This is a genomic window from Marinobacter sp. SS21 (genome assembly GCF_028369065.1).
In the GTDB taxonomy this organism is placed as follows: domain Bacteria; phylum Pseudomonadota; class Gammaproteobacteria; order Pseudomonadales; family Oleiphilaceae; genus Marinobacter.
This window is the reverse complement of record NZ_JAQNDA010000001.1, coordinates 80,995-103,181: the sequence shown is the minus strand read 5'-3', so window position 1 is coordinate 103,181 and position 22,187 is coordinate 80,995. Positions and strand designations below refer to the sequence as shown.

Annotated in this window: 24 protein-coding genes; 9 read left to right on the top strand and 15 right to left on the bottom strand. The window is 61.8% G+C overall.

Translation table 11 applies throughout. The features are described from left to right. Positions 1–4: 4 nt before the first annotated feature. The 3 genes from N6L25_RS00445 to N6L25_RS00435 are packed head-to-tail and all read right to left on the bottom strand — an operon-like array spanning position 5 to position 2,573. On the bottom strand, positions 5–1,093 hold the full coding sequence (locus N6L25_RS00445; protein ID WP_271976969.1) for a COX15/CtaA family protein: 1,089 nt from the start codon (positions 1,091–1,093) through the stop codon (positions 5–7). 24 nt (positions 1,094–1,117) lie between these two features. Further along, complete coding sequence (locus N6L25_RS00440; protein WP_271976967.1) at positions 1,118–1,765, bottom strand: hypothetical protein; 648 nt, start codon at positions 1,763–1,765, stop codon at positions 1,118–1,120. Further along, positions 1,734–2,573 carry an SURF1 family protein gene (locus tag N6L25_RS00435; RefSeq protein ID WP_271976965.1) on the bottom strand — a complete coding sequence of 280 codons (840 nt, stop codon included), beginning with the start codon at positions 2,571–2,573 and terminating at the stop codon, positions 1,734–1,736. Before N6L25_RS00435 ends, N6L25_RS00440 begins: the two co-directional genes overlap by 32 nt. A 60-nt stretch (positions 2,574–2,633) precedes the next feature. Here N6L25_RS00435 and N6L25_RS00430 point away from each other — a divergent pair, with 60 nt between their 5' ends. Further along, the gene (locus tag N6L25_RS00430; protein ID WP_271976964.1) at positions 2,634–2,837 is read left to right on the top strand and encodes a twin transmembrane helix small protein; all 204 of its coding nucleotides are present in this window, start codon (positions 2,634–2,636) and stop codon (positions 2,835–2,837) included. 27 nt (positions 2,838–2,864) lie between these two features. On the opposite strand, the gene N6L25_RS00425 is transcribed toward N6L25_RS00430, so the two are convergent. Genes N6L25_RS00425 through coxB form a run of 4 tightly spaced genes read right to left on the bottom strand, consistent with a single transcriptional unit; the run spans position 2,865 to position 7,166 of the window. Beyond that, a complete protein-coding gene (locus tag N6L25_RS00425) occupies positions 2,865–3,782 on the bottom strand; it encodes a cytochrome c oxidase subunit 3 (RefSeq protein WP_271976962.1) in 918 nt (305 codons plus the stop codon). Positions 3,783–3,798: 16 nt separating this feature from the next. Further along, the gene (locus N6L25_RS00420; protein ID WP_271976960.1) at positions 3,799–4,392 is read right to left on the bottom strand and encodes a cytochrome c oxidase assembly protein; all 594 of its coding nucleotides are present in this window, start codon (positions 4,390–4,392) and stop codon (positions 3,799–3,801) included. A gap of 15 nt (positions 4,393–4,407) precedes the next feature. Continuing rightward, positions 4,408–5,991, bottom strand: a complete 1,584-nt coding sequence (gene ctaD / locus N6L25_RS00415; RefSeq protein ID WP_271976958.1) for a cytochrome c oxidase subunit I — start codon at positions 5,989–5,991, stop codon at positions 4,408–4,410. Between the two features lie 50 nt (positions 5,992–6,041). Next, positions 6,042–7,166, bottom strand: a complete 1,125-nt coding sequence (coxB, locus tag N6L25_RS00410; protein ID WP_271976956.1) for a cytochrome c oxidase subunit II — start codon at positions 7,164–7,166, stop codon at positions 6,042–6,044. A gap of 289 nt (positions 7,167–7,455) precedes the next feature. Here coxB and N6L25_RS00405 point away from each other — a divergent pair, with 289 nt between their 5' ends. From N6L25_RS00405 to N6L25_RS00380, 6 genes are all read left to right on the top strand, one after another. Further along, the gene (locus tag N6L25_RS00405) at positions 7,456–8,796 is read left to right on the top strand and encodes an MATE family efflux transporter (RefSeq protein ID WP_271976955.1); all 1,341 of its coding nucleotides are present in this window, start codon (positions 7,456–7,458) and stop codon (positions 8,794–8,796) included. A 190-nt stretch (positions 8,797–8,986) separates the two neighbouring features. Then, on the top strand, positions 8,987–9,634 hold the full coding sequence (locus N6L25_RS00400; RefSeq protein WP_271976954.1) for a hypothetical protein: 648 nt from the start codon (positions 8,987–8,989) through the stop codon (positions 9,632–9,634). A gap of 98 nt (positions 9,635–9,732) precedes the next feature. Beyond that, complete coding sequence (locus N6L25_RS00395; protein WP_271976953.1) at positions 9,733–10,119, top strand: DoxX family protein; 387 nt, start codon at positions 9,733–9,735, stop codon at positions 10,117–10,119. A gap of 46 nt (positions 10,120–10,165) precedes the next feature. Further along, complete coding sequence (locus tag N6L25_RS00390) at positions 10,166–10,393, top strand: DUF1653 domain-containing protein (RefSeq protein ID WP_271976951.1); 228 nt, start codon at positions 10,166–10,168, stop codon at positions 10,391–10,393. A gap of 115 nt (positions 10,394–10,508) precedes the next feature. After that, positions 10,509–11,846 (top strand): Na+/H+ antiporter family protein, encoded by a 1,338-nt coding sequence (locus tag N6L25_RS00385; RefSeq protein WP_271976950.1) that lies wholly within the window; start codon positions 10,509–10,511, stop codon positions 11,844–11,846. Positions 11,847–12,052: 206 nt separating this feature from the next. After that, positions 12,053–13,384: a Fic family protein gene (locus tag N6L25_RS00380; protein ID WP_271976949.1), complete on the top strand. Its 1,332-nt coding sequence runs from the start codon at positions 12,053–12,055 to the stop codon at positions 13,382–13,384. Between the two features lie 157 nt (positions 13,385–13,541). On the opposite strand, the gene N6L25_RS00375 is transcribed toward N6L25_RS00380, so the two are convergent. Both N6L25_RS00375 and prlC read right to left on the bottom strand, forming a co-directional pair. Further along, a complete protein-coding gene (locus N6L25_RS00375; RefSeq protein WP_271976948.1) occupies positions 13,542–13,787 on the bottom strand; it encodes a YheV family putative zinc ribbon protein in 246 nt (81 codons plus the stop codon). Positions 13,788–13,895: 108 nt separating this feature from the next. Beyond that, entirely contained in the window at positions 13,896–15,941 is a 2,046-nt protein-coding gene (gene prlC / locus N6L25_RS00370; RefSeq protein WP_271976946.1) for an oligopeptidase A, read from the bottom strand. Between the two features lie 107 nt (positions 15,942–16,048). Between prlC and N6L25_RS00365 the strand changes: the two genes are divergently transcribed. After that, positions 16,049–16,594 (top strand): gamma carbonic anhydrase family protein, encoded by a 546-nt coding sequence (locus N6L25_RS00365; protein WP_271976944.1) that lies wholly within the window; start codon positions 16,049–16,051, stop codon positions 16,592–16,594. A 557-nt stretch (positions 16,595–17,151) separates the two neighbouring features. Then, the gene (locus N6L25_RS00360; RefSeq protein WP_271976942.1) at positions 17,152–17,601 is read left to right on the top strand and encodes an Hsp20/alpha crystallin family protein; all 450 of its coding nucleotides are present in this window, start codon (positions 17,152–17,154) and stop codon (positions 17,599–17,601) included. Positions 17,602–17,644: 43 nt separating this feature from the next. Here N6L25_RS00360 and N6L25_RS00355 read toward each other — a convergent pair whose 3' ends face one another. From N6L25_RS00355 to N6L25_RS00330, 6 genes are all read right to left on the bottom strand, one after another. Further along, positions 17,645–17,962: a PA4642 family protein gene (locus tag N6L25_RS00355; RefSeq protein WP_271976939.1), complete on the bottom strand. Its 318-nt coding sequence runs from the start codon at positions 17,960–17,962 to the stop codon at positions 17,645–17,647. Positions 17,963–18,106: 144 nt separating this feature from the next. Next, positions 18,107–18,943 carry a flagellar motor protein MotB gene (locus tag N6L25_RS00350; protein ID WP_271976937.1) on the bottom strand — a complete coding sequence of 279 codons (837 nt, stop codon included), beginning with the start codon at positions 18,941–18,943 and terminating at the stop codon, positions 18,107–18,109. After that, positions 18,943–19,716: a MotA/TolQ/ExbB proton channel family protein gene (locus N6L25_RS00345; protein WP_271976936.1), complete on the bottom strand. Its 774-nt coding sequence runs from the start codon at positions 19,714–19,716 to the stop codon at positions 18,943–18,945. Before N6L25_RS00345 ends, N6L25_RS00350 begins: the two co-directional genes overlap by 1 nt. 132 nt (positions 19,717–19,848) lie before the next feature. Beyond that, positions 19,849–20,673 carry a shikimate dehydrogenase gene (aroE, locus tag N6L25_RS00340; RefSeq protein ID WP_271976934.1) on the bottom strand — a complete coding sequence of 275 codons (825 nt, stop codon included), beginning with the start codon at positions 20,671–20,673 and terminating at the stop codon, positions 19,849–19,851. After that, positions 20,666–21,598 carry an oxygen-dependent coproporphyrinogen oxidase gene (gene hemF, locus N6L25_RS00335; RefSeq protein WP_271976932.1) on the bottom strand — a complete coding sequence of 311 codons (933 nt, stop codon included), beginning with the start codon at positions 21,596–21,598 and terminating at the stop codon, positions 20,666–20,668. The genes aroE and hemF overlap by 8 nt, the downstream gene beginning before the upstream one ends. Before the next feature lie 9 nt (positions 21,599–21,607). Next, positions 21,608–22,183: an L-threonylcarbamoyladenylate synthase gene (locus N6L25_RS00330; RefSeq protein WP_271976931.1), complete on the bottom strand. Its 576-nt coding sequence runs from the start codon at positions 22,181–22,183 to the stop codon at positions 21,608–21,610. Positions 22,184–22,187 lie beyond the last annotated feature (4 nt).

Genomic DNA, 22,187 nt, shown 5'->3' with positions numbered 1-22,187 from the left:
TCGCTCATACAGTCGCCTCCCGGTTAGTCAGTGTGGGGTGTTCCAAGGCCAGGGATTCGCTGCGGCGGCAATGCTGCAACCGCCACAGCAGATGAATGAGGGTGAGCAGCAGCCCCGCGCCCAGGGCGTTGTGGGCTACCGCAATGGCCAGCGGCAGGTGCAACGCCACGTTGGCCAGACCCAGCGCGACCTGGGCCACCAGCGCGGCGCCGACCAGCACCGTCGCCCGGCGCACCGGTCCGGACTCACTGCGTCGCCACAGCAGCACCAGCAGCCATGACCAGTACCCCAACACCGCCAGGGCCCCGAGGCGGTGGCTGACGTGGATGGCCACCCGACCCTCGGCCGTCAGTTGGCCGCCAAGGTAGTTGGGGCCCACCTGCTGAGTCAGGTCGAAGCCGTGGCGGAAGTCCATGGCCGGCCACCACTGCCCCTGGCAGGTCGGCAGTTCGGTGCAGGCCACGGCGGCGTAGTTGGCTGCCGTCCAGGCGCCAAGGGCGATCTGCACCACCACCAGCACCAGGCCAGCGAGCAGCCAGGGCCGCAGTCGCGCCAACCGCTCGGCCTGTTCGACCGCAACCGCCGCCGGCCGGGTCAGCAGCCGAAGGCTCAGCAACGCCAGCAAACTCAGGGTGGTGAATCCCCCCAGCAGATGCAGGGCCACCACCTGGGGCCACAGTTTCAGGGTCACCGTCCACATGCCGAAGGCGCCCTGCAGCAGGATGAACCCGGCCAGGAACAAGGGCAGTTTGAGTGGCAGCCCCTGACGCCGGTGCCGTACCGCCACCGCCGCCAGCCCGAACACCATCAGGCCCAGGCTGCCGGCGGCGTAGCGGTGGATCATTTCCGGCCAGCCCTTGCTGGCGTCCACCGGCGTATCGGGGAAACGGGCCTCGGCGACGGCGATCTGGTCCGCACCCTGGGGCACGGTGAGAAAGCCATAGCAGCCGGGCCAGTCCGGGCAACCCAGACCGGCATCCACCAACCGTGTCCAGGCTCCCAGCATCACCACCACCGCCGCCAGCAGGGTGGCCGCCAGAGCCCAAAGCCCCATGCGCCGACGCAGCAACTCGTTATGCGCTTGCTTTTCCATAGTCGTTATCCGATTCCATAGCCGTTAACCGATCTGCGACAGTTTGAGCAGATGCTTGAGATCCTTGAGCATGGCCTCACCGCGGTGGGAACTGTCGTAACGCATCATCACATTACCCAACGGATCCACCAGCAACAGACTGGGGGCCTCGGCCGGCGCCAGCTGTTCCGGCCACGCAGGCACCGCCTCGGGCAATACGGTCAGCCGCTCGATGGTCCGGTAGTCATCGGGCCAACGTTGCGCCAGTGCGTTGGGGAGTTGCCCCACCCAGGCAGCTCCCGCCACCCGGTTGGCGTTCTTGCCAAGGGCAATGTTGACCTGACGGGCCAGGTACAACAGCTGTTCACAGGACCCGGCGCAGCCATCGGCCACCACCAGCAGCAACCACTTTGCCTCGGCGGCCTGGGGCGCAAACCGCTGCGCCAACGGCTGGCCGTCGGCCCCCACCAGCGCCAGTTCGGTCACCGCCACCGGCGGTTGCAGCAGCTCGCCCTGGTTGGTGTGACCCGCGGGGTTGAGCCAGCCGGTGTAGTACATCGCCGTGGCCAGCAGCATCGGGCCAAAGCCCACGGCAAACAGCAGCCAGGCCATGCGCCGACCGCGGCGGAGCTGTTCGGGACTGGACTGGGAGGGTGTGTGATCAGTCATGGCGTTGGCCGTGGTTGTTGTCATGGTCGGCTCCTGAGGTACTGGGGCTAAGGTAAGCTCTGGGGTTAACGGTAACTCTGGGATTAAGGTACGAATGAGGGGTAACGGAAGCACCGGGGCCGGGGGCTCTGCGGTAACTGGCCACCACCGTGAGCACCGCCAGGGTCAGGGCCAGGGAGAACCATTGCAGGGCATAGCCATAGTGGGTCTGGGGCCCCATCCGGTCGGGTTGCCAGTCGGCACGGAAAGCGCCGGGTTGACCACCGTCGGCCAGCCGCACCAGCAGTGGCGCCACCGCCGTGCCGATCGTCCTCGCCTGCTCGGCAGTCAGTGCCTGCACTCGTTGAGGCCAGCCGGCCAGCTCCGGCTGCGCCGCCAGCACCGGCGGCTCGGGAAAGTCCGCCAGGCGGCCATCCAGTTGCACCAGCCCCGGTGGCGTGGGAAACACCGGCAGCGTGTTTCGCCGGGCCGGCGCTCGCAGCCAACCCCGATTCACCACTACCGCCGGACCGTCGTCGACCAGAAACAGCGACAGCACCTCATACCCGGCCATTCCCTCCCGGGTACGGTTGTCGAGCAACCAGGTGAACTCACCGTACCGGCCACGGAGCACCACCGGCTGGCCCGGCATCGGGTGCCCTTGCCACAGCTGCGCCCCGCTCAGTGCCGTGGCCTGCTGCTGCCACTGCTGCAATTGCCTCTCCTTGTCAGCGGCCCGATCCAACTGCCAGATGCCCAGCGCCACCAGCAGCGGCAGGAACACGCCGCTGAACACCAGAAGCCTGAAATTGGGCTGCCACTGCCTGGGTCTGGATACCTCGTGCCGGGTCATGCTCTGCTATAGTGATCCCTGGTTTTGCTTTGCCATTCAATGGACCCACCGGAGCCCGCCATGCTGAAAGTTGTCATCGTCGTAATGCTGATTGCGGTACTGATCAGCCTGTTTACCGGTCTGGTCTTCCTGATCCGTGACGGCGGCCGCACCAATCGGGTGGTCAATTCCCTGGCGGTCCGGGTTGGCCTGAGCCTGGCCCTGATCGCCCTGATCGTGGTGGCGCTGTGGCACGGTGACCTGACCCTCAACCCCACGCCCTGATTTCGTTCCGCCATCGCCCGCAGCCCACTACAGGATGTAGACGAAGGTGAACAGCATCAGCCAGACCACATCCACGAAGTGCCAGTACCAGCTGGCCGCCTCGAACCCGAAGTGCTGCTCCGCGGTGAAGTGCCCCTTCATAACGCGCACCAACATGATGATCAGCATCAGCGTGCCGAGAATGACGTGGGCACCGTGAAAGCCGGTCAGCATGAAGAAGGTGGTGCCGTAGATACCGGATTCCAGCGTCAGATTGAGATCCTTGTAGGCGTGAACGTACTCGTAGGCCTGAACCACCACAAAGCCCAGGGCCAGGGCGATGGTGGCCGCCAGCCAGAACTTCAGCTTGCCCCTATGGCCCGCCTTCAAGGCGTGGTGGGCGATGGTCACGGTTAACGAGGAGGTGACCAGCAGGATGGTGTTCACCAGCGGCAATCCCCAGGGGCCAATCACTTCCTTGGCCGGCGGGTAGGCGACTGGATCCGGGGTATTGATCAACGGCCAGGTGGCCTGGAATCCTTCCCACAAAAGGTTGCTGCTGCCCCGATCTCCCTCGCCGCCTAGCCAGGGCACGGCAAATACCCGGGCATAGAACAACGCGCCGAAAAAGGCCGCGAAGAACATCACCTCGGAGAAAATGAACCAGCTCATGCCCCAGCGGAAGGAGCGATCCATCTGCGGGCTGTACAGGCCGGCCCGGCTCTCACGGATGACATTGCCAAACCAACCAAACAGCATATAGGCCATGATCAGGCTGCCCACCAGGAACAGCAGCCAGGAACCGCCGGTGGATTCACCCTGAGAACTGTTCACCATGATCGACGCCACGCCGAACAGCGTAAGTCCCAGCCCCACCGTCGCAATGATCGGCCACTTGCTTTGTTCGGGAACGTAGTACTTCTGGTAAGCGTACTTCTCGTGCGTGTAGGTATGATCTGTCGCCATGCCGGCCTCCGACGATCTATCCGTTGCGGTTGGTTGTCGTTATTGCCTGCTTGATGCGGGACACCTCCCCCATCACGCTCTGGTCGTATAGGGTGTAGGACAGGGTGAGCTTGTGGATATGCTCCGGCAGCGCCTTGTCGACGATGAACACCAACGGCATCTGCACGGTTTCCCCGGCCTGCAGGGTTTGCTGGTTGAAGCAGAAGCACTCGGTCTTGTGGAAATACAGCGTGCCTTCCGCTGGCGCCAGACTCGGCACCGCCTGACCCACCATCGCCTTGGCGGTGGGATTCTCGGCGTAGAACACCACCGTGGTGGGCTCGCCGGGATGGACCTCGATACTGCGGGTCACCGGCTTGAACACCCACGGCATGTCCGGCCCGTTCTGGGCAAGGAACTGCACTTCCACGATACGGCTCTCGTCCCGTTCCAGGGGCACGGAACTCTCGTAACGACCGCCGGTTTTGCCATTGATGCCGGTGATATCGCAGAACACCTCATACAGCGGCACCAGGGCAAAGCCGAAGCCAAACATGCCCACCACGCCCGCCAGACACCAGGCGATGACCCGGGCGTTGGAGCGTGTTGACGGCTGTGGTGACCCGGTCATAGCGCCTCCTTGCGGTTACTTCACTTCCGGCGGTGTCTGGAAACTGTGATACGGCGGCGGTGAAGGCAGGGTCCACTCCAACCCCTCGGCCCCTTCCCAGGGCTTGGCCGGAGCCTGCTCGCCACCGCGAATGCACTTGACCACAATCAGCAGGAACAGCAACTGGGTGGCCCCAAACATGAACGCCCCAATGCTGGACACCATGTTGAAATCGGCAAACTGTAGGGCATAGTCCGGTATTCGCCGGGGCATGCCCGCCAGCCCCAGGAAATGCATCGGGAAAAAGGCCAGGTTCATGCCGATGAACGACAGCCAGAAATGGGTCTTGGCCAGGGTTTCGTCGTACATATGGCCGGTCCACTTGGGCAGCCAGAAATACGCCGAGGCGAAGATGCCGAAGATGGCCCCGGGCACCAGCACATAGTGGAAGTGGGCCACCACGAAATAGGTGTCGTGGTACTGGAAGTCGGCGGGGGCGATGGCCAGCATCAGGCCCGAAAAACCGCCGATGGTGAACAGGATGACGAAGGCCACCGCGAACAGCATCGGCGCCTCGAAGGTCAGCGCGCCCCGGAACATGGTGGCCACCCAGTTGAACACCTTCACCCCGGTGGGCACCGCAATCAGCATGGTGGCGTACATGAAAAACAACTGGCCGGCGATGGGTATGCCCACGGTAAACATGTGGTGGGCCCAGACCACGAACGACAGCAGGGCGATGGCGCCCACCGCGTAGACCATGGAGGCGTAGCCGAACAGCGGCTTGCGGGAGAACGCCGGAATGATATGGGACACCGCGCCGAACGCCGGCAGGATCATGATGTACACCTCCGGGTGGCCGAAGAACCAGAACACATGCTGGAACAGCACCGGGTCACCGCCACCGCTGGCATCGAAGAAGCTGGTGCCGAAGTTGATGTCCATCAGCATCATGGTGACCACCCCGGCCAGCACCGGCATCACCGCGATCAGCAGGAAGGCGGTGATCAGCCAGGTCCACACGAACAGCGGCATTTTCATCAGGGTCATGCCCGGCGCCCGCAGGTTGAGGATGGTGGCGATGACGTTGATCGCCCCCATGATCGACGAGATCCCCATGATGTGGACCGCGAAGATAAAGAAGGTGGTGCTCGGTGGCCCGTAGGTGGTGGACAGCGGCGCGTAGAAGGTCCAGCCGAAGTTGGGGGCGCCGCCGGACATGAACAGGGTGGAGGCGAGGATCAGGAAGGCGCAGGGCAGCAACCAGAAACTCCAGTTGTTCATGCGCGGCAACGCCATGTCCGGTGCGCCCACCATCATCGGCAACATCCAGTTGGCGAGACCGACGAACGCCGGCATCACCGCCCCGAACACCATGATCAGACCGTGCATGGTGGTCATCTGGTTGAAGAATTCCGGATCGACAATCTGCAAGCCGGGCTGGAACAGCTCGGCCCGGATCACCATCGCCATGCTGCCGCCGAACAGGAACATGGCGAAGCTGAACACCAGGTACATGGTGCCGATGTCTTTGTGGTTGGTGGTGAACAGCCACCGGGTGATGCCCTTGGCGGGCCCGTGATGATGCTCTCCGGCGTGGGTATCGATAACCGCACTCATGAAAGACCCCCTGTAGCCACCGGCGCGCGGCGGTGGCGAATGTCAGTCGGTTACTGCTGGTTCTTGTAATCGAACACCTGTTTCGGCGTGATCATCTCGCCGGTGTTATTGCCCCAGGCGTTACGCTCGTAGGTGATCACCGCCGCCAGGTCTGCCTCCGACAGCTGGGGGCCGAACGCCTGCATGGCGGTGCCGGAAACCCCGTTCACCACGATGTCGAGGTGGGCCGGCAGATCCTCGGTCACCACCGGGTTGCCCTTCAGCGCCGGGAAGGTCGGGGGAATGCCCGCACCATTGGCCTGGTGACAGGCGGCGCAGGCGGTGGCATAGACCCGCTCACCCCGCTCGAGAAGTTCCTCCAGGGTCCACTCCTTCTCGGTGAGCTGGCGTTCGAGCTCGGCGGCGGCAAGCTGATCCTGCACCCAGGCGTCGTACTCCGCCTGCGGCACCGCCTTGACCACCACCGGCATGAAGCCATGATCCCTGCCACACAGCTCGGTGCACTGGCCCCGGTAGATGCCGGGTTCGTCCACCCGGGTCCAGGTCTCGTTGATGAAGCCGGGAATGGCGTCCTTCTTGACCCCAAAGGCCGGTACCCACCAGGAATGGATGACATCGTTGGCCGTCACCAGGAAGCGGACCTTCTTGCCCACCGGGATCACCAGCGGGTTGTCCACATCCAGCAGGTAGTGCTCAGACTTGGCCGCCCGGTTGTAGATCTCGTCCTGGGAGGTGGCCATATTGGAGAAGAAACCAAAGTCGTCATTGATGTAATCGTAGCGCCACTTCCACTGGTAACCGGTGATCTTGATGTCGATGTCCGACTCTTCGGTGTCGTACATGTCCACCAGAGTCGCGGTGGCCGGAATGGCCATGATCACCAGAATGACAAAGGGGATGATGGTCCAGGCCACCTCCACCGCGGTGTTCTCATGGAAGTGGGCCGGCTTGTGCCCCTCGGATTTCCGGTGGGCCAGGATGGACCAGAACATGACCCCGAAGACCACGACGCCAATGGCGACACAGATCCACAGAATGGTCATATGGAGGCTGAAAATCTCGTTACTGGTGCCGGTGACGCCGGGGGTCATGTTGAGTGTCCAGTCCGCCATTGACCAGGCTGGGAGCAACAGACCACCCGCGAGGACACCTGCCCGCATTGCGTGCACGCCCATAGTGTGTCTCCGCAGAGGATTATTCTTGTCGGATTTTCTTGCGCACCGCTTCGGTTACCTTCAGTGTTCGCACGCACCGTTAGAACCGAAGTGGAAGTCTGCTCACGGATTCTAGGGAGCCCCTGAAAGCCCGAGATGATCTGGAATTAATCAGCGGCTCCTTAACACGTCTGAGTATAGACAGGGGTTTGGGAATTGCTAAAAATCGTCTAAACAATAAACGACTATTAACAAGCTTTTTTTATAATTAAAATTTCTAAGCCATAGTCACGCGACGCCTCCTGAACCCATGCCCACATTCCTCCCCACCCGGCTGACACTGCCCAGCCTCGACCGCCGCCTCTGGGCCCTGGCCTGGCCGATGATGCTGACCAACCTGACGGTGCCGCTGCTGGGTCTGGTGGACACCGCGGTGCTTGGTCATCTGGACAGCCCCATCTACCTGGGCGCGGTAGCCATCGGCGCCAATCTCTTTACCTTGCTGTACTGGACCTTCGGCTTCATGCGTATGGGCACCACCGGGCTGACCGCCCAGGCCTACGGACGTCGGGACGGCTTCGGCCAGACCGCGCTGCTGGTCCGGTCGCTGCTGCTCGCCGGCGCCATCGGCCTGGCGCTGATCGCTATCCACCGGCCCTTGATCGAGCTGGGACTGACCCTGATGAACCCCAGCCCGGAGGTGGCGACACTGGCCCGCGAGTACGCCGCCATCCGGATCTGGAGCGCGCCGGCGGTGCTGTGTCAGTACACCCTGGTGGGCTGGATGATCGGCACCCAGTTTCCCCGGGGGCCGATGCTGATGCTGATTGCCGCCAACGGCCTCAATATACTGCTGGATCTGCTGTTCGTTACCGGCCTGGGCTGGAACAGCCGGGGCGTGGCACTGGCCACCGTGATCGCGGAATACACGGCCGCCGGCCTCGGCGGCTGGCTGGTGCTGGCCCGGCTTCCCGGCCACCGGGCCAGCCTGCGGGCGCTGTTCGGCACCCTGGCGGATTACACCGGTCTGCTTCGGGTTAACCGCTACCTTCTGGTGCGTACCGTCACCCTGTTGCTGGTGCTGGCGTTCTTCACTGCCCAGGGTGCTCGTCAGGGCGACGTTGTGCTGGCCGCCAACGCGGTACTGCTCACCTTCCTGATGGTAATCTCCAATGGCCTGGACGGCTTTGCCAATGCCGCCGAGGCCATGGTGGGGGAAGCCCTTGGCCAGCGGGACCGACGCTATTTCCACCAAACCTGTACCGCCGCCCTGCGCTGGTCAGTGTGGGGCGCGCTGCTGTTCACCGCAGGCTTTGTCCTCGCCGGACCGGCGCTGATTGCCCTGCTCACCAGCCTCGAAAGCGTCCAGCACGAGGCCTGGCGTTACCTGCCATGGCTGTGGCTGCTGCCGCTGGCGTCAGTGGGCGGCTTCGTGCTGGACGGCATCTTCATCGGCGCCACCCGCACCCGGGAGATGCAAAACAGCATGCTGCTATCGGCGCTGTTGGTGTTCCTGCCGCTGTGGTGGCTCACCACCGGCTGGGGCAACCATGGCCAGTGGTTTGCGCTGATTTGCCTGATGCTGGCGCGAGCCGCGAGCATGGCCTGGCGAATGGTAAAAGACCTTCAAACCGATCGCTGGTTCACGTAATCCGGGTTCGGCGGGCACTCTGTTAAAACTCAACTACACTTTCACTCAAGAGGCCTCGCATTGCCCACGGGCAGGGGGCCGACGGCTGCCAGTGTCGGTCTGTAACCGCTGAGCTGGCTCGATGGATCGCACCTTAAGAGCGGGAGGCGCCTTGCGACCCTATTCCGTTGACACACCGGCATCTCCTGATATGACACCAGCGGTATTACTCGACATCATTGACCAGGCCCGCCGGCAGGAAGCCCGCTCCGGAGAGTTTCTCCGGCAGATGAAGGAGAAAGCGTCCGCGCTCCCTGCCAGCATCACGGTGGACGGCTACCAGCCCGCCACCAGCCTGTTCCAATTCGCGGTGGAATACATCGAGATGGCCCCTCGGCTGATCGAATGCGTCGATGCCTGTGCCCGCCAGGCCGGCTGCCTGGAGCTGTTTGCGCCGTTTATAGATACCGCCACCCGCTACTTCACCCAACCGTCGGAGCTGTTGGCCCGCCACGAGGGCCTGGATGGGCTGTTGATTCGCGCCTACCTGTGCCACCGCCTGATGGAAGAAATGTACGAGAACAATCGCTCCATCCGCAGCAGCCAGCTGGTGGATGTCGAAGCCACCCGCGCCAACCTGCTGGCGCACCAGTTGATCGGCGAACCCTTCTCCAATGAACTGGACGAATCCATCGACGTCACCATGATGCAGATCGCCGGCACCCCGGACTACTACGAGCTGGACCTGGATCCGTTCGTCGACCAGGCCAAACACGCGGCCTGGGACTGGATGCGGGACTACTGGGAAAACCTGCTGATGCGCAACCACATCCGCCTGACCCTCGGCAAGGGCGTCTAGGACGACCGTACCAACACCGAATCCCGCGCTTTTCGCTGTCAGACATTTACGCTAGGCTAGTGGCAAAATTGGTAAATCTCTGATCATAGGAGAAAAACGTGCTCGACAACGCCGACCTTGGAAAACTGATCATCCGCCTGACCCTCGGCGGGTTGATGCTGTTTCACGGCATTTTCAAACTGATCAACGGCACCGGCTTCATCGAAGCCCAGTTGGCCAGCCACGGCATCCCTGCGTTCTTTGCCTACGGCGTCTATGTTGGTGAGGTGATCGCGCCGCTGATGGTGATACTGGGCTACCAGACCCGCATTGGCGCCCTGATCATCGTGTTCAACATGCTGGTGGCCATCGCCCTGGTCCACGGCCACGAACTGCTGGCACTCAGCGGGTCCGGCGGTTGGGCGCTGGAGCTGCAGGGTTTCTTCCTCTTTACCGCGCTGGCTTTGATTTTCATGGGCCCGGGCCGGTACAAACTGAAGAACTGAGACCCCAACCGGGGTTTCGGCCCCGGCCATCTGTGAGAACGTTACCATGATCCGCGAACTTGCCCCTGGCCGCTACCGCCACTACAAAGGCCACGATTACGAGGTGCTGGGCGTTGCCCGCCACAGCGAAACCGAGGAACCGCTGGTGGTTTACCGCTGCCTCTATGGCGACTACAGCCTGTGGGTTAGGCCCCTGGCCATGTTCCGGGAAACCGTGGATGTCGCCGGTGAGCAGGTGCCGCGCTTCGCCTACCTCGGCCCGGCCGGCGAATAAACCCCAGCTCCGGGTCACGACGGGTTCCCTAGGTACAATCCCGCTTTGACGGTGCCGCAGCCATCCGGCACATTAGCGGCTTTTTTGTCGCCAATTCGTCCAACTGGAGCCTGCCATGAATGCCGTCGTTGCCGCGGTCGGGATCATGCTCATTCTGAGCCTGTGCCGAATTCACGTTGTCGTCGCCCTGATCATCGGCGCCATTACCGGTGGCCTGATCAGTGGCCTGTCACTGGAAGCCACCATCGAAGCCTTCAACGGGGGTCTCGGCGGTGGCGCCACCGTGGCTCTGTCCTACGCCACCCTGGGCGCGTTCGCCGTGGCCATCGGCAAATCCGGCCTCGCCCATGCCCTGGCCGATAAGGCCCTCGCCCTGGTGGGTAACCAAGACCTGGGCCAGCAGGACCGCGACAAGGCCGCCGGCGGCATCCGCCTGCTGATCATCGGCCTGTTGATCGCCATTGCCATGTCGTCCCAGAACATCCTGCCGATCCACATTGCCTTCATTCCGCTGGTGGTGCCACCGCTGCTGTTCGTAATGGCCAAGCTGAACATGGATCGCCGGTTGGTGGCCTGTGTGCTCACCTTCGGCCTGATCACCCCGTATATGTTCCTGCCGGTAGGGTTCGGCGGCATCTACCTGAACGAAATCCTGCTGGCCAACGTCAACGACAACGGGGTGGCCACCGACCACCTCAACGTCATGTCCGCCATGGCACTGCCTGCGCTGGGTATGCTGCTGGGGCTGTTGGTCGCGGTGTTCGTCAGCTATCGCGGAGACCGCGCCTACAACCTGGAGGCCATTAGCCAGACCGAAAGGGTCGACATCCGCTACAGCGGCCGCACCCTGGTAATGGCGCTGGTGGCCATCGCTGCCGCCTTCGTGGTGCAGCTGTGGCTGGGCTCGATGATCCTCGGCGCGTTGACCGGCTTCGTGCTGTTCAACTTGTCCGGGGTGGTGAAGTGGAAAGAGGCCGATGACCTGTTTACCGAAGGCATGAAGATGCTGGCGATGATTGGCTTCATCATGATCGCCGCTTCCGGCTTCGCCGAGGTGATGCGGGAAACCGGCGAGATCACATCGCTGGTGCAAGGCTCGGTAGGCGTGATCGGCGACAACCAGGCACTGGCGGCGCTGCTGATGCTGTTGGTGGGGCTGCTGATCACCATGGGCATCGGCTCGTCGTTCTCCACCATTCCCATCATCGCCGCGCTGTATGTGCCGCTGGCGCTGGAAATGGGCTTCAGCCCCCTCGCCATCGTCGCGCTGGTGGGCACCGCCGGTGCCTTGGGCGATGCCGGTTCCCCGGCCTCCGACTCCACCCTCGGCCCCACCGCCGGCCTCAACGTCGACGGCCAGCACAACCACATCTGGGATACCGTGGTACCCACCTTCCTGCACTACAACCTGCCGTTGCTGGTGTTTGGCTGGGTGGCGGCGATGCTGCTTTAGTCATTAACCTAAGTTACCGGTGAGGCATTCCAAAACAACCATCAAATTAATTATTAATTTTCAAACTACTACATACACCTACTAATTTTTTAAAATTTAGTAGGTGTTGCTTTCAGATCAACAATCTACTAAATTTTTAAAAAATAGTAGATTGCGAGCAATCAGCAATGAAGGTTCCTCAAAGCCCCCCCAAACTCGAGGAGTGTATGCAGAGTTGGGGGAAAGAGCTTACTCCCCAAAATGTCCTGTTAATGATGAATGCCCAGATCGGTCCCTGCGATCCCAAGGGCAGATATCTGCATTGGGACAAACTCCGCCACCTCACACCACCAAAAGGCCTGACTTCCGAGTTATTTTGGTTAGCAACCAAACAGGCTAGACAAAGCACGTCTAAGCAACTGCCATTCCATGACAAAAACGGGGTTCCATTCCAGTACTGCATACCTGACGTCGTCATGCGGGATATTCTCTGGGTGGTCGAAAATGCCACCGGGGCTATTGAGGCGGATTCGCGGATTACCGATGCTAAAACCAAGCAAACCTATCTGATCAACTCCTTGATAGAAGAAGCCATCAGCTCCAGCCAACTTGAAGGCGCTTCGACGACAAGAAGGGTGGCAAAGGAAATGATCAGGACCGGGCGGGCGCCAAAGGATCACTCGGAAAAAATGATCCTTAACAATCATAGAGCCATGGTGTTTATTCGGGAGTTCAAAGACGACGACCTGACACCGTCGATGATCTTTGAGCTGCACAAGATTCTCACCGAAGACACCATGGACGACGAGGATGCTGATAAAGTTGGTGTTTTCAGAGGAGCAGAGGACGATATTTGTGTCTATTCAACTGACGAAGTTCTCTTACACGTCCCACCATTGGCGTCGGAGCTAGCTCAACGATTGGATAGGTTGTGCGATTTCGCTAACAAAACTGACGAGGACGAGTCCTCCTATATCCCACCGATTGTTCGGGCGATCATTGTTCACTTCATGATTGGATACGATCATCCCTTTGTAGATGGCAACGGCAGGACGGCCAGGGCTCTCTTTTATTGGGTAATGGCCAAGGAAGGCTATTGGCTGATGGAGTACATCTCCATCAGCCGAGTTATAAAAAAATCGCCGGCCAAATACATGCAGGCATACCTCTATTCAGAAACTGACGGCAACGACGTCACATACTTCATCATTCACCAGCTCGAAGTGATAAAGCAGGCCATTCAGGATCTTCATGCCTACCTCGCAGAAAAATCCAGGCAGTTGCGCGAAGCTGAGGGCATTCTTGAGAACTCCCGTTTACAGGGGGAACTGAATTACAGGCAACTGAGCATCCTGAAAAATGCCTTGGAAAACCCTGGGGCCGAATACACGATACAAAGCCACAAATCTTCTCATGGAGTGACCTACCAGACCGCAAGAACGGATCTTCAAAAGCTTTCTGATGAATTTAAAATCCTCAGAAAGTATAAAGTTGGCAAAAAGGATGTGTTTATTGCCCCAGCCAATATCAAGGAACTCATTTCAGGTTTCTCGGTGTGACTGACAGTTTCCAACGAAACCTGGACGTTATCTAAAGTAGAAAAAAGGGAGCGGGGGCGCCTTCCAAAACAATCAGAGAAACAACGTTTCTCGTTTTGGAAGGCGCCCCCGCTCCCTCTCACCCATGGCTGATCATTAACAGGCCGGCCAACTCAAATCAATCGTCAGAGCCTGCCTTGAAGAACACCACCTGCTTCACCGTGTGGTCATCCTCGTTCTTGCGCTGGTTCACCCGGGTATCCAGTTCGGTCACCTGCGGTTCGGCTTCTCCCTGCTTGTCGCTGTAGCCGCAGGCCACGCACTCGCGGAACTGGCCCTCATCGTTGCTGTACATCACGATCTTGTCCATCTCCGCACAGCGGGGACACACCGCACCGGCGATAAAACGCTTGGGACTCGCCATCTTGTCTCTCTCATCTAGCATTGGTCAAACGGGGTTCGGGGTGGGGCCGGTCCTGCCACCCACCACGGACCCGTGCTGTGGCTATTGTAACCCACCACGGACCAGACCTCAGGCGGCCTGATCAGTGATGCCCGACTGTCGCAGCAGCGCATCCACTTCCGGCTCACGGCCGCGAAACGCCTTGAACAGCTCCATCGGTTCCTGAGACCCGCCTTTCTCCAGAATGTTCGTCAGAAATGCCTTGCCGGTCTGCGGATCGAAGATGCCGTGCTCCTCGAACAGCGAGAACGCATCCGCCGCCAGCACTTCCGCCCACTTGTAACTGTAGTAGCCCGCCGCGTAACCACCGGCAAAGATGTGGGAGAAACTGTTGGGGAAGCGGTTGAACGCCGGTGCCTTGACCACCGCGATCTCATCGCGAACCTGACGATGCACCTCCAGCGGATTAACCGGAGACTCGGGACTGAACTCCGCGTGGAGGCGGAAATCGAACAGCGAAAACTCCAGCTGGCGAACCATCTGCATGCCGGACTGGAAGTTCTTCGCCGCCAGCAGCTTGCTGAGCAGATCTTCCGGCAACGGCTCGCCCGTCTCATGATGGCTCGCAATCAGTGCCAGCGAATCCCGGTGCCAGCACCAGTTTTCCAGGAATTGGCTGGGCAGCTCCACCGCATCCCAGGCCACGCCGTTAATGCCGGAGACCTCCGCCACCTCCACCTGGGTCAGCATATGGTGCAGGCCGTGGCCGAATTCGTGGAACAGGGTGGTGACCTCATCGTGGGTCAGCAGCGACGGCTTGCCATTCACCGGCGGAGTGAAGTTGCAGGTGAGGAACGCCACCGGCAGCTGCAGATGGTCCTGCAGGTTACGCCAGCGCACCCGACAATCCGCCATCCAGGCACCACCGCGCTTGCCCTGGCGGGCGTAAAGATCGAGATAGAACCAGGCGATGGGCTGGCCATGACGGCTGATGCAATAGGCGGTGGCGTCTGGGTGCCAGGTTGCCACCTCCGGCTGCGCCTCGATCTGCACGTCGAACAGCTTCTCCGCCACCGCGAACAGGCCAGGCACCACCTTGTTGACCGGGAACCAGGGACGCAGGGTCTCCGGGGAGATATCATACTGCTGCTGACGCAGCTTCTCGCTGTAATAGCCGATATCCCAGGCTTCCAGCTCCTCGACCCCATACTGTTCGCGGACAAAGGCCGCCAGCTCCGCCACTTCCTGCTCCGCCACTGGCTTGGACTTGCGCCCCAGCTGGTGCAGGAACGCCATCACCTCATCCACGGTGCGGGCCATCTTGGTGGCCAGCGAACGCTCGGCGTAGCTAGCAAAACCCAGCAGCTGGGCGAGGGCATGGCGACGCTTGAGGATCTCCGTCATCACCTGGGTGTTGTCCCACTGGCCAGCGTCTGGCCCCATGTCCGAGGCCCGGGTGACAAAGGCCTCGTAGACGTCCCGGCGCAGCTCACGGTTGTCGCAGTAGGTCATCACCGGGTAGAAACTGGGGAAGTCGAGGGTAATGACGTAACCGTCCAGCTCCCGCTGCTGGGCCGCCTGGCGGGCACCTTCCAGCGCGGTCTCCGGCAGACCGGCCAGGTCTTCGACGTCGGTGATGTGACGGAACCAGTGCTGGGTGGCATCCAGCACATTGTCGCTGAACTTGTTGGACAGCTCGGCCAGCTCCCGGGACAGGTCGGCATACTGTCGCTTCTGCTCCGGCGGCAGGTCGACACCGCCCAGGTGGAAATCCCGCAACGTGTTGGTGATCGCCTTGCGCTGAGCTTCGCTCAGACTACTAAAATCGTCCCGCTCCGCCAGCGCCTTGTAGGCCGCGCACAGCTCGGCGTTCTGGCTGACCTCGGTGCTGTATTCGGTCAGTTTTTCCAGCAGGCGCTTGTACACCTCGCGGAGTTGGTCGTTGTTCATCACCCCATTGAGATGGGAGATCACCGACCAAGCGTTGTTGAGCCGGTCATCCAGTGCTTGCATGGGCTGGGCCAAGGTGTCCCAGGTGGGATCGTCCTGCTTGGCCAACGCCTGGATCTGCCTCCGGTTGTCACTGAGAATCTGGTCAATCGCCGGCTCCATGTGTTCGGTGCGAACGCGGCCGAACGCCGGCAACAGATCATCGGTCAGCAGTGGGTTAGTCATAGGTCCCCTTCTCAGTGCTTGTCAGGTCAGGTAACTTGAGCGGCAATCCGTGTTGCTGCGCGCCTGGCGCGCTCGCCTGTGTCTCACCGCGTATAGAGGTATATGTAATGACGAATGTCCGTTCACACAAGGGTAGCAGTCCACAAATCGGCGACCGGGTATGGATTGACCCCACCGCCACGGTGATTGGCGACGTGCAACTGGGCGAGGACTGCTCGGTGTGGCCAATGACGGTGATCCGCGGCGATATGCACCGCATTCGCATCGGCGCCCGCTGCAGCCTCCAGGACGGTTCGGTGTTGCACATCACCCACGCCAGCGACTACAACCCCGGCGGCTGGCCGCTGATACTCGGTGACGATGTCACCGTAGGCCACAAGGCCCTGCTGCACGGCTGCACCATCGGCAGCCGGGTATTGGTGGGCATGGGCGCCATCGTGATGGACGGCGCCGAAGTGGGCGACGAAGTCATCCTTGCCGCCGGCTGCCTGGTACCGCCGGGCAAGCGCCTGGAATCCGGCTACCTGTACGTGGGAGCGCCGTGCAAACAGGCGAGGGCGCTGAGTGACAAGGAACGGTCGTTCTTCAAGTACACGGCGGCGAATTATGTGAAGTTGAAGGATGAGTATTTAGACGGGGGTTCTGGTTCCTAGCATTCAGCTTACTAGCCTGCGGATTTAGTGCCTGCGACCGGTGGTGGGCCTTCTTCCGCTCTCCTCTAAGGTACGTCCCTGTACCTGTCGGAGACCGCGCCATCCATGGCGCTGCTCCAGAAGGCCCACCACCGCCCGCCAAACGGGCGCTGTGATATCGCCACTTTTCGTTCCGGTTCTACTGGCAGGAAGCGCTTGGCAGCTGCGTACTACGCGACTGATATAACGCCAAAGCTCAAAGTGGTCAGAGGGTAAGATTGCGCAGCAGCGCCAGGACGGCGCGGTCTCCGATAGGTACAAGGACGTGCCTTGGAGGAGAGCGGAGCAAGCTTACCCTCTGACCACCGCCCGGGAATCAACAGGCTGGAACAACGTCACACCAAACCGAATCTGTTTAAAATTTAGCCATTGAAATTCCCCCCCACCGTTCCTATAACTCGAAATAGAAGCAGTTCGAGGATTCCCGTCCAGTAGGCGCCACTGCGATGGAGCTGTTCCGAGAACGGAGCTGATGTCTGAAACAACCGTGATTTCAGGTTCGTAGGAGGAGTTTCATTATGAGCAACATCACACGCTGGAACCCGATGGGTGAGTTTGAAGATCTCTTCGATCGGTACAACCGGCTCTTTAACCTACCCCGCACCAACGGCGAACGGGAAGGCATGTTCGGTCGCAGCGACTGGGCACCGGTGGTGGACATCAAGGAAACCGAAGCCGCCTTCACCATCGAGGCCGAACTCCCCGGCATGAAACGGGAAGACGTCAAGGTGACGGTCCATGACGGCGTGCTCGCCATCGCCGGCGAACGCAAACAGGAAGAGGAAAGCCACGACAAGAAAGTGCACCGGATTGAACGGGTATACGGCAGCTTCACCCGCCGCTTCACCCTGCCGGACAACGTGGACCCGTCCAGCATCGCCGCCAGCTTCAAGGACGGCATCCTGACGCTGACCCTGAACAAGGTCGAGCCTCAGGAGCCCAAGGCCATCGAGGTCGAGGTGCACTGAACCCCCGCCCCGATTAGGGCTGTCCCAGTGGTCGTCGGTCGCGTTAGCGGCCGACCTCCGCTGCGGGCAGGGCACCGGCTTGCTTCAGGCTGGCGACATAGTCGCCGCTGCGGCCGTGCTCGGAAATGTGATCGAGGATGGTCTGGCCGTCGCCATTGATCGCGTTAAGGTCACGACCGGCCGCCACAAAGAAGCCCAGCAAACGCTCGAAATCGCCCGCCCGCAACGCTTGGTAGGCCCGGATCAGCACGAAATAGTCGGCATTCTCTTTGGCATCGTAAGGCGTGACCGCCAGGTAGCTCTGGATGCGCTCGTCGCTCAGCTCCTCGCCGATCACCTTCGGTTTTTCTGGTCCGCTCATGGTCTCTCTCTTCTCGGTTGGGCTCACACGCCAGGTGCGGCCTCAGGCATGGAAAGGCCGACAGTATAACGACCCAGGCCCGCCATGTTTATAGGATTTGGGCATGAACACTTGACCTGAATGAATAAGAACCGCTTGCGGCGGCTACGGCAGGATCTCCACCGGCAACTCGGAGGCGGCCGTATCCGGCTGGCATTCCGGGTCGCGAATGGAGATTTCCACCCTGCGGTTGCGGGCCCGGTTGTCCGGCGAGTCATTGGCCACCAGCGGGTTGGTTTCGGCCCGGCCGGCGGCGGTGACGCGGCTTGCCGGCACCTGGCGATTCAGCACCAGTTCATGCACCACCGACACCGCCCGCGCCGCCGACAGATCCCAGTTGGAGCGGTAGCGGCCGCTGACGATCGGCCGGTCGTCGGTGTAGCCCGCCACCAGCACCTCACCGCTGCAATTGGCCAGTACCCCCACCACCTGCTCGATGATCGGCGTCATGCCCGGCTTGAGCGCCGCCTCTCCGGAGCGGAAGGTGGCCTCCTCGGAGAAGCGGATGACCACCCGCTCGGTATCGTAGCTGACCGTCAGCGCCTCCGAGGCAACCTGGGGCTCCAGTGCCTCAATCAATCGCGACGCCAGATCCACGATCCCCGCCGACACCGGGGTAGGCGCCGGTGTGGTGATCCGTTCATCGACAAACTCCGGGCTCTCGGCGGCGGAATCCACCGGTTCCGGCAGCGACACGGTGTCGCTCTCGATCAGGGTCAGCGGCGAACCCCCGACCCCGTCCGCCAGCACCTTGCCGGAGCCGAAGGCGACCGCCATGGACTGGGCCATCATGCGGTATTTCTGGGCATCCAGTTCGGCAAAGGACAACAGCAGAATGAAGAAGGTCAGCAGCAGGGTGGCCAGATCCGCGAAGGTCACGATCCAGGCCGGTGAGCCGTGGCCGCGTTTCTTGCCCACCGCAACCCGCTTGCCGGCCACCATCAGCTCTCCCGCTCGGCCGCCAGCCCGCTGCGATGCTCCGGATGGACGAAGGACGACAGCAGCTCCGTCATCACCCGCGGGTTCTCACCCCGCATGATGTTGCGGATGCTGGTGGTGATCAGCAACTGGTTGCGTTGCTCGTCCTCGGCCTTCAGCAGCAGCTTGTCCGCCAATGGCAGGGCGATGAGCTGGGCAATAAAGGCACCGTAGAGGGTGGTGAGCAGGGCGATGGCCATGGCCGGGCCTATTGACGACGGGTCGTCCAGGGTGTTGAGCATCTGCACCAGCCCCACCAGGGTGCCCAGCATGCCAATGGCCGGAGCCGATTCGCCGATGCCCCGGAACACCCGCTCGGAGACTTCGTAACGTTCGGCGGTCTGCTGGATCTCCTGGGCCAGGGCCTCCTCCACCAGCTCCGGCGCGTGGCCGTCGACACACAGGGTGATGGCCTTGGCCAGGAAATCGTTGTGGGTGTCATGGCTTTCCAGCCCGAGGATGCCTTCCTTGCGCACCACCCGCGCCAGCTCACCCACTTCCCGAATCAGCTCGGTGGGCCGTTCGACCCGGTCGGTGAAGGTCGCGGACAGCGCCAGCCGGAAGGCCCCCATCACCGACGGCAGGCGGAACTTGATCAGCGTCACGGCGAAAGTGCCGCCCACCACGATGGCCAGGCCCGGCAGGTTGAGGAAGGTCAACAGGGTGGCATTGGCCAGCATCGCCAGCGTCACGATCAACACGCCTGCAATCAGGCCAACAAGGGTCAGGATGTCCATGGTTCGCCTTACGCCTCTACCTCGTGCCGGTTCAAGCCCGGACGACTACATCGGTTGCCGCGCCGTGAGCCGGCGCCCGCCGTCGACCACGGTCAAGTTCCCAGCATAGTCCAAATTGGTGGCTGCGGCCGCTCAGTCCCGCAGCTCGGCAATCACCGGCGCGGTCACCGGCTTGATCCCCCGCCAGACCCGGAAGGACTCGGCCGCCTGCTCCACCAGCATGCCCAGACCATCAATTGTCTGTTGCGCACCCCGCTCCCGTGCCCACTGGTTGAAGGTGGTTTCGCTGGCAGCATACATCATGTCGTACACCACGGTGCGGTTGTCGATCACAGATGGCGACAGTGGTGGCAAGTCGCCCTGGAGACTGGCGCTGGTGCCGTTGATAATCAGGTCATACGGCCGATCCGGCGCGTCGAATCCACAGGCGCTCAGGCGGGTTGCGCCAGCGTCGGGGGCAAACAGCGCCAGCAAGGCCTCGGCCTTAGCCAGGGTGCGGTTGGCGATGGTCAGGGCAGCCGGTTTGGCCGCCAGCAACGGCGCCAGCACGCCGCGGACCGCACCGCCGGCGCCCAGCACCAGAATGTTCGCGCCGGCCAGTTCGACCCCGTGATTACCACACAGGTCGCTGACCAGACCCTGGCCGTCGGTGTTGTCGGCGGTAAGGCGGCCGTCTTCGTCAAGGTACAGGGTGTTGGCGGCGCCGGCCTTTTGTGCCCGCTCGGTGCGGCGTTGGGCCATTTGCCAGGCCTGTTCCTTGAACGGAACTGTCACGTTGAGGCCACCACCGCCGCGCTCGAAAAACTGTGCCACGGTGGCCTCGAAACCATCCAATGGCGCCTGAATGGCGGTGTATTCCAGCGCTTCGCCCGTCTGGCAGGCGAACAGGCTGTGAATGCGCGGGGATTTGCTGTGACTGATGGGGTGGCCCACCACCGCGTACAGGTCGTTAGTCATAGTTCAGCTCCAGCCAATCCCGGGCGGTCAGGAAATGCTCGGTCAGCCGCGCCTCCTCGCTTCCGGGTTCTGGGGTACGGGCGTAATCCCAGCGAACCAGCGGTGGCAGCGACATCAGGATCGATTCGGTCCGGCCCCCGGACTGCAGGCCAAACAGCGTGCCGCGGTCATACACCAGGTTGAACTCGACGTAGCGGCCACGCCGGAACAGCTGGAACTCCCGCTCACGTTCGCCGTAAGGGGTGTCCTTGCGGCGGTCGACGATGGGCAGGTAGGCGGCCAGATAGCTGTCGCCCACCGCTCGCATCAGCTCGAAATCGCGCTGGAAATCCCCGGTGTTGTGATCATCGAAAAACAGGCCGCCGATGCCCCGCGGCTCATCCCGATGCTTGAGGTAGAAGTAGTCGTCGCACCAACGCTTGTAGTCGCGATAGATGGTATCACCAAACGGATCACAGGCGGCGCGGGCCACCCGATGCCAGTGCACGCAGTCGTCGTCGAAACCATAGTAGGGCGTCAGATCGTAGCCGCCACCGAACCAGTAGACCGGCTCGCCCTCCTGCGGGGTGGCGATGAAGAAACGGACGTTGGCGTGGGACGTCGGCACATAGGGGTTGTTCGGGTGCATCACCAGGGATACCCCCATCGCCTGCCACGGCGCGCCGGCCAGATGAGGGCGGTGGGCGGTGGCGGAGGCCGGCATGGTTTCCCCCATGACGTGGGAAAAGTTCACGCCGCCCTTTTCGAACACCGCACCATTGCCGATCACCCGGCTGATACCGCCGCCGCCTTCCGGGCGAGTCCAGCTGTCGGTGGCGAAGCTGGCCTGGCCATCGGCCCGTGCCAGGCCATCACAAATGGACTGTTGCAGGTCAAGGAGATACTGGTGTACGGCTGCGGTATCGGGTGCGGAATTGGATGACATCGTAGACTCCTAGCGCAGGCGCCGACCGGTGCTGATGTCGAGGATCTGGCTGGGCTTGCGTTCGGCCCCCAGCTGCCCCGGTACCAGCCAGTCGAGGCCGTCGGTGAAATACTTGCGAACCTGCCAGGCCGAGCGCGCCGGTTGCCGCCCCGCCGGGTTGCAGGAGGTGGATACCAGCGGCTTGCCCGCAGTGTCACACAGGGCCTGAACCAATGGGTGATCGCTGACGCGCACGGCAATGGAGGCGTGCCGGCCCCGCACCCAGGCTGGTATCTGCTGGTGCAGGTCGGGAATCAGGCAGGTGACCGGTCCAGGCCAATGGGCGAGGGCCCGCTGGCGCAATTCCGGGGCCAACGGGGCAAGCAGGAACTCGACTTGCGCCACCGACGCTGCGACCAGGATCAGCCCTTTGTGCACCGGCCGCTGCTTGAGTGCCAGCAGGTGATTCACTGCGTCCTCATTCCAGGGGTCACAACCCAGTCCCCAGACGGCTTCGGTGGGGTAGGCAATCACCCCGCCCCGGTCGAGGGTGCGACGGATGCAGTTTCGTTGCCAGTGGTTCAAAGGGTCAGGGTGCTCGTTCATCGTA

Excerpts from the sequence above, each read along its gene's own strand:
- N6L25_RS00445 (WP_271976969.1), bottom strand. The coding sequence starts at position 1,093 with ATGGAAAAGCAAGCGCATAACGAGTTGCTGCGTCGGCGCATGGGGCTT.
- N6L25_RS00440 (WP_271976967.1), bottom strand. The coding sequence starts at position 1,765 with ATGACAACAACCACGGCCAACGCCATGACTGATCACACACCCTCCCAG.
- N6L25_RS00435 (WP_271976965.1), bottom strand. The coding sequence starts at position 2,573 with ATGACCCGGCACGAGGTATCCAGACCCAGGCAGTGGCAGCCCAATTTC.
- N6L25_RS00430 (WP_271976964.1), top strand. The coding sequence starts at position 2,634 with ATGCTGAAAGTTGTCATCGTCGTAATGCTGATTGCGGTACTGATCAGC.
- N6L25_RS00425 (WP_271976962.1), bottom strand. The coding sequence starts at position 3,782 with ATGGCGACAGATCATACCTACACGCACGAGAAGTACGCTTACCAGAAG.
- N6L25_RS00420 (WP_271976960.1), bottom strand. The coding sequence starts at position 4,392 with ATGACCGGGTCACCACAGCCGTCAACACGCTCCAACGCCCGGGTCATC.
- ctaD (WP_271976958.1), bottom strand. The coding sequence starts at position 5,991 with ATGAGTGCGGTTATCGATACCCACGCCGGAGAGCATCATCACGGGCCC.
- coxB (WP_271976956.1), bottom strand. The coding sequence starts at position 7,166 with ATGGGCGTGCACGCAATGCGGGCAGGTGTCCTCGCGGGTGGTCTGTTG.
- N6L25_RS00405 (WP_271976955.1), top strand. The coding sequence starts at position 7,456 with ATGCCCACATTCCTCCCCACCCGGCTGACACTGCCCAGCCTCGACCGC.
- N6L25_RS00400 (WP_271976954.1), top strand. The coding sequence starts at position 8,987 with ATGACACCAGCGGTATTACTCGACATCATTGACCAGGCCCGCCGGCAG.
- N6L25_RS00390 (WP_271976951.1), top strand. The coding sequence starts at position 10,166 with ATGATCCGCGAACTTGCCCCTGGCCGCTACCGCCACTACAAAGGCCAC.
- N6L25_RS00385 (WP_271976950.1), top strand. The coding sequence starts at position 10,509 with ATGAATGCCGTCGTTGCCGCGGTCGGGATCATGCTCATTCTGAGCCTG.
- N6L25_RS00380 (WP_271976949.1), top strand. The coding sequence starts at position 12,053 with ATGCAGAGTTGGGGGAAAGAGCTTACTCCCCAAAATGTCCTGTTAATG.
- N6L25_RS00375 (WP_271976948.1), bottom strand. The coding sequence starts at position 13,787 with ATGGCGAGTCCCAAGCGTTTTATCGCCGGTGCGGTGTGTCCCCGCTGT.
- prlC (WP_271976946.1), bottom strand. The coding sequence starts at position 15,941 with ATGACTAACCCACTGCTGACCGATGATCTGTTGCCGGCGTTCGGCCGC.
- N6L25_RS00365 (WP_271976944.1), top strand. The coding sequence starts at position 16,049 with ATGACGAATGTCCGTTCACACAAGGGTAGCAGTCCACAAATCGGCGAC.
- N6L25_RS00360 (WP_271976942.1), top strand. The coding sequence starts at position 17,152 with ATGAGCAACATCACACGCTGGAACCCGATGGGTGAGTTTGAAGATCTC.
- N6L25_RS00355 (WP_271976939.1), bottom strand. The coding sequence starts at position 17,962 with ATGAGCGGACCAGAAAAACCGAAGGTGATCGGCGAGGAGCTGAGCGAC.
- N6L25_RS00350 (WP_271976937.1), bottom strand. The coding sequence starts at position 18,943 with ATGGTGGCCGGCAAGCGGGTTGCGGTGGGCAAGAAACGCGGCCACGGC.
- N6L25_RS00345 (WP_271976936.1), bottom strand. The coding sequence starts at position 19,716 with ATGGACATCCTGACCCTTGTTGGCCTGATTGCAGGCGTGTTGATCGTG.
- aroE (WP_271976934.1), bottom strand. The coding sequence starts at position 20,673 with ATGACTAACGACCTGTACGCGGTGGTGGGCCACCCCATCAGTCACAGC.
- hemF (WP_271976932.1), bottom strand. The coding sequence starts at position 21,598 with ATGTCATCCAATTCCGCACCCGATACCGCAGCCGTACACCAGTATCTC.
- N6L25_RS00330 (WP_271976931.1), bottom strand. The coding sequence starts at position 22,183 with ATGAACGAGCACCCTGACCCTTTGAACCACTGGCAACGAAACTGCATC.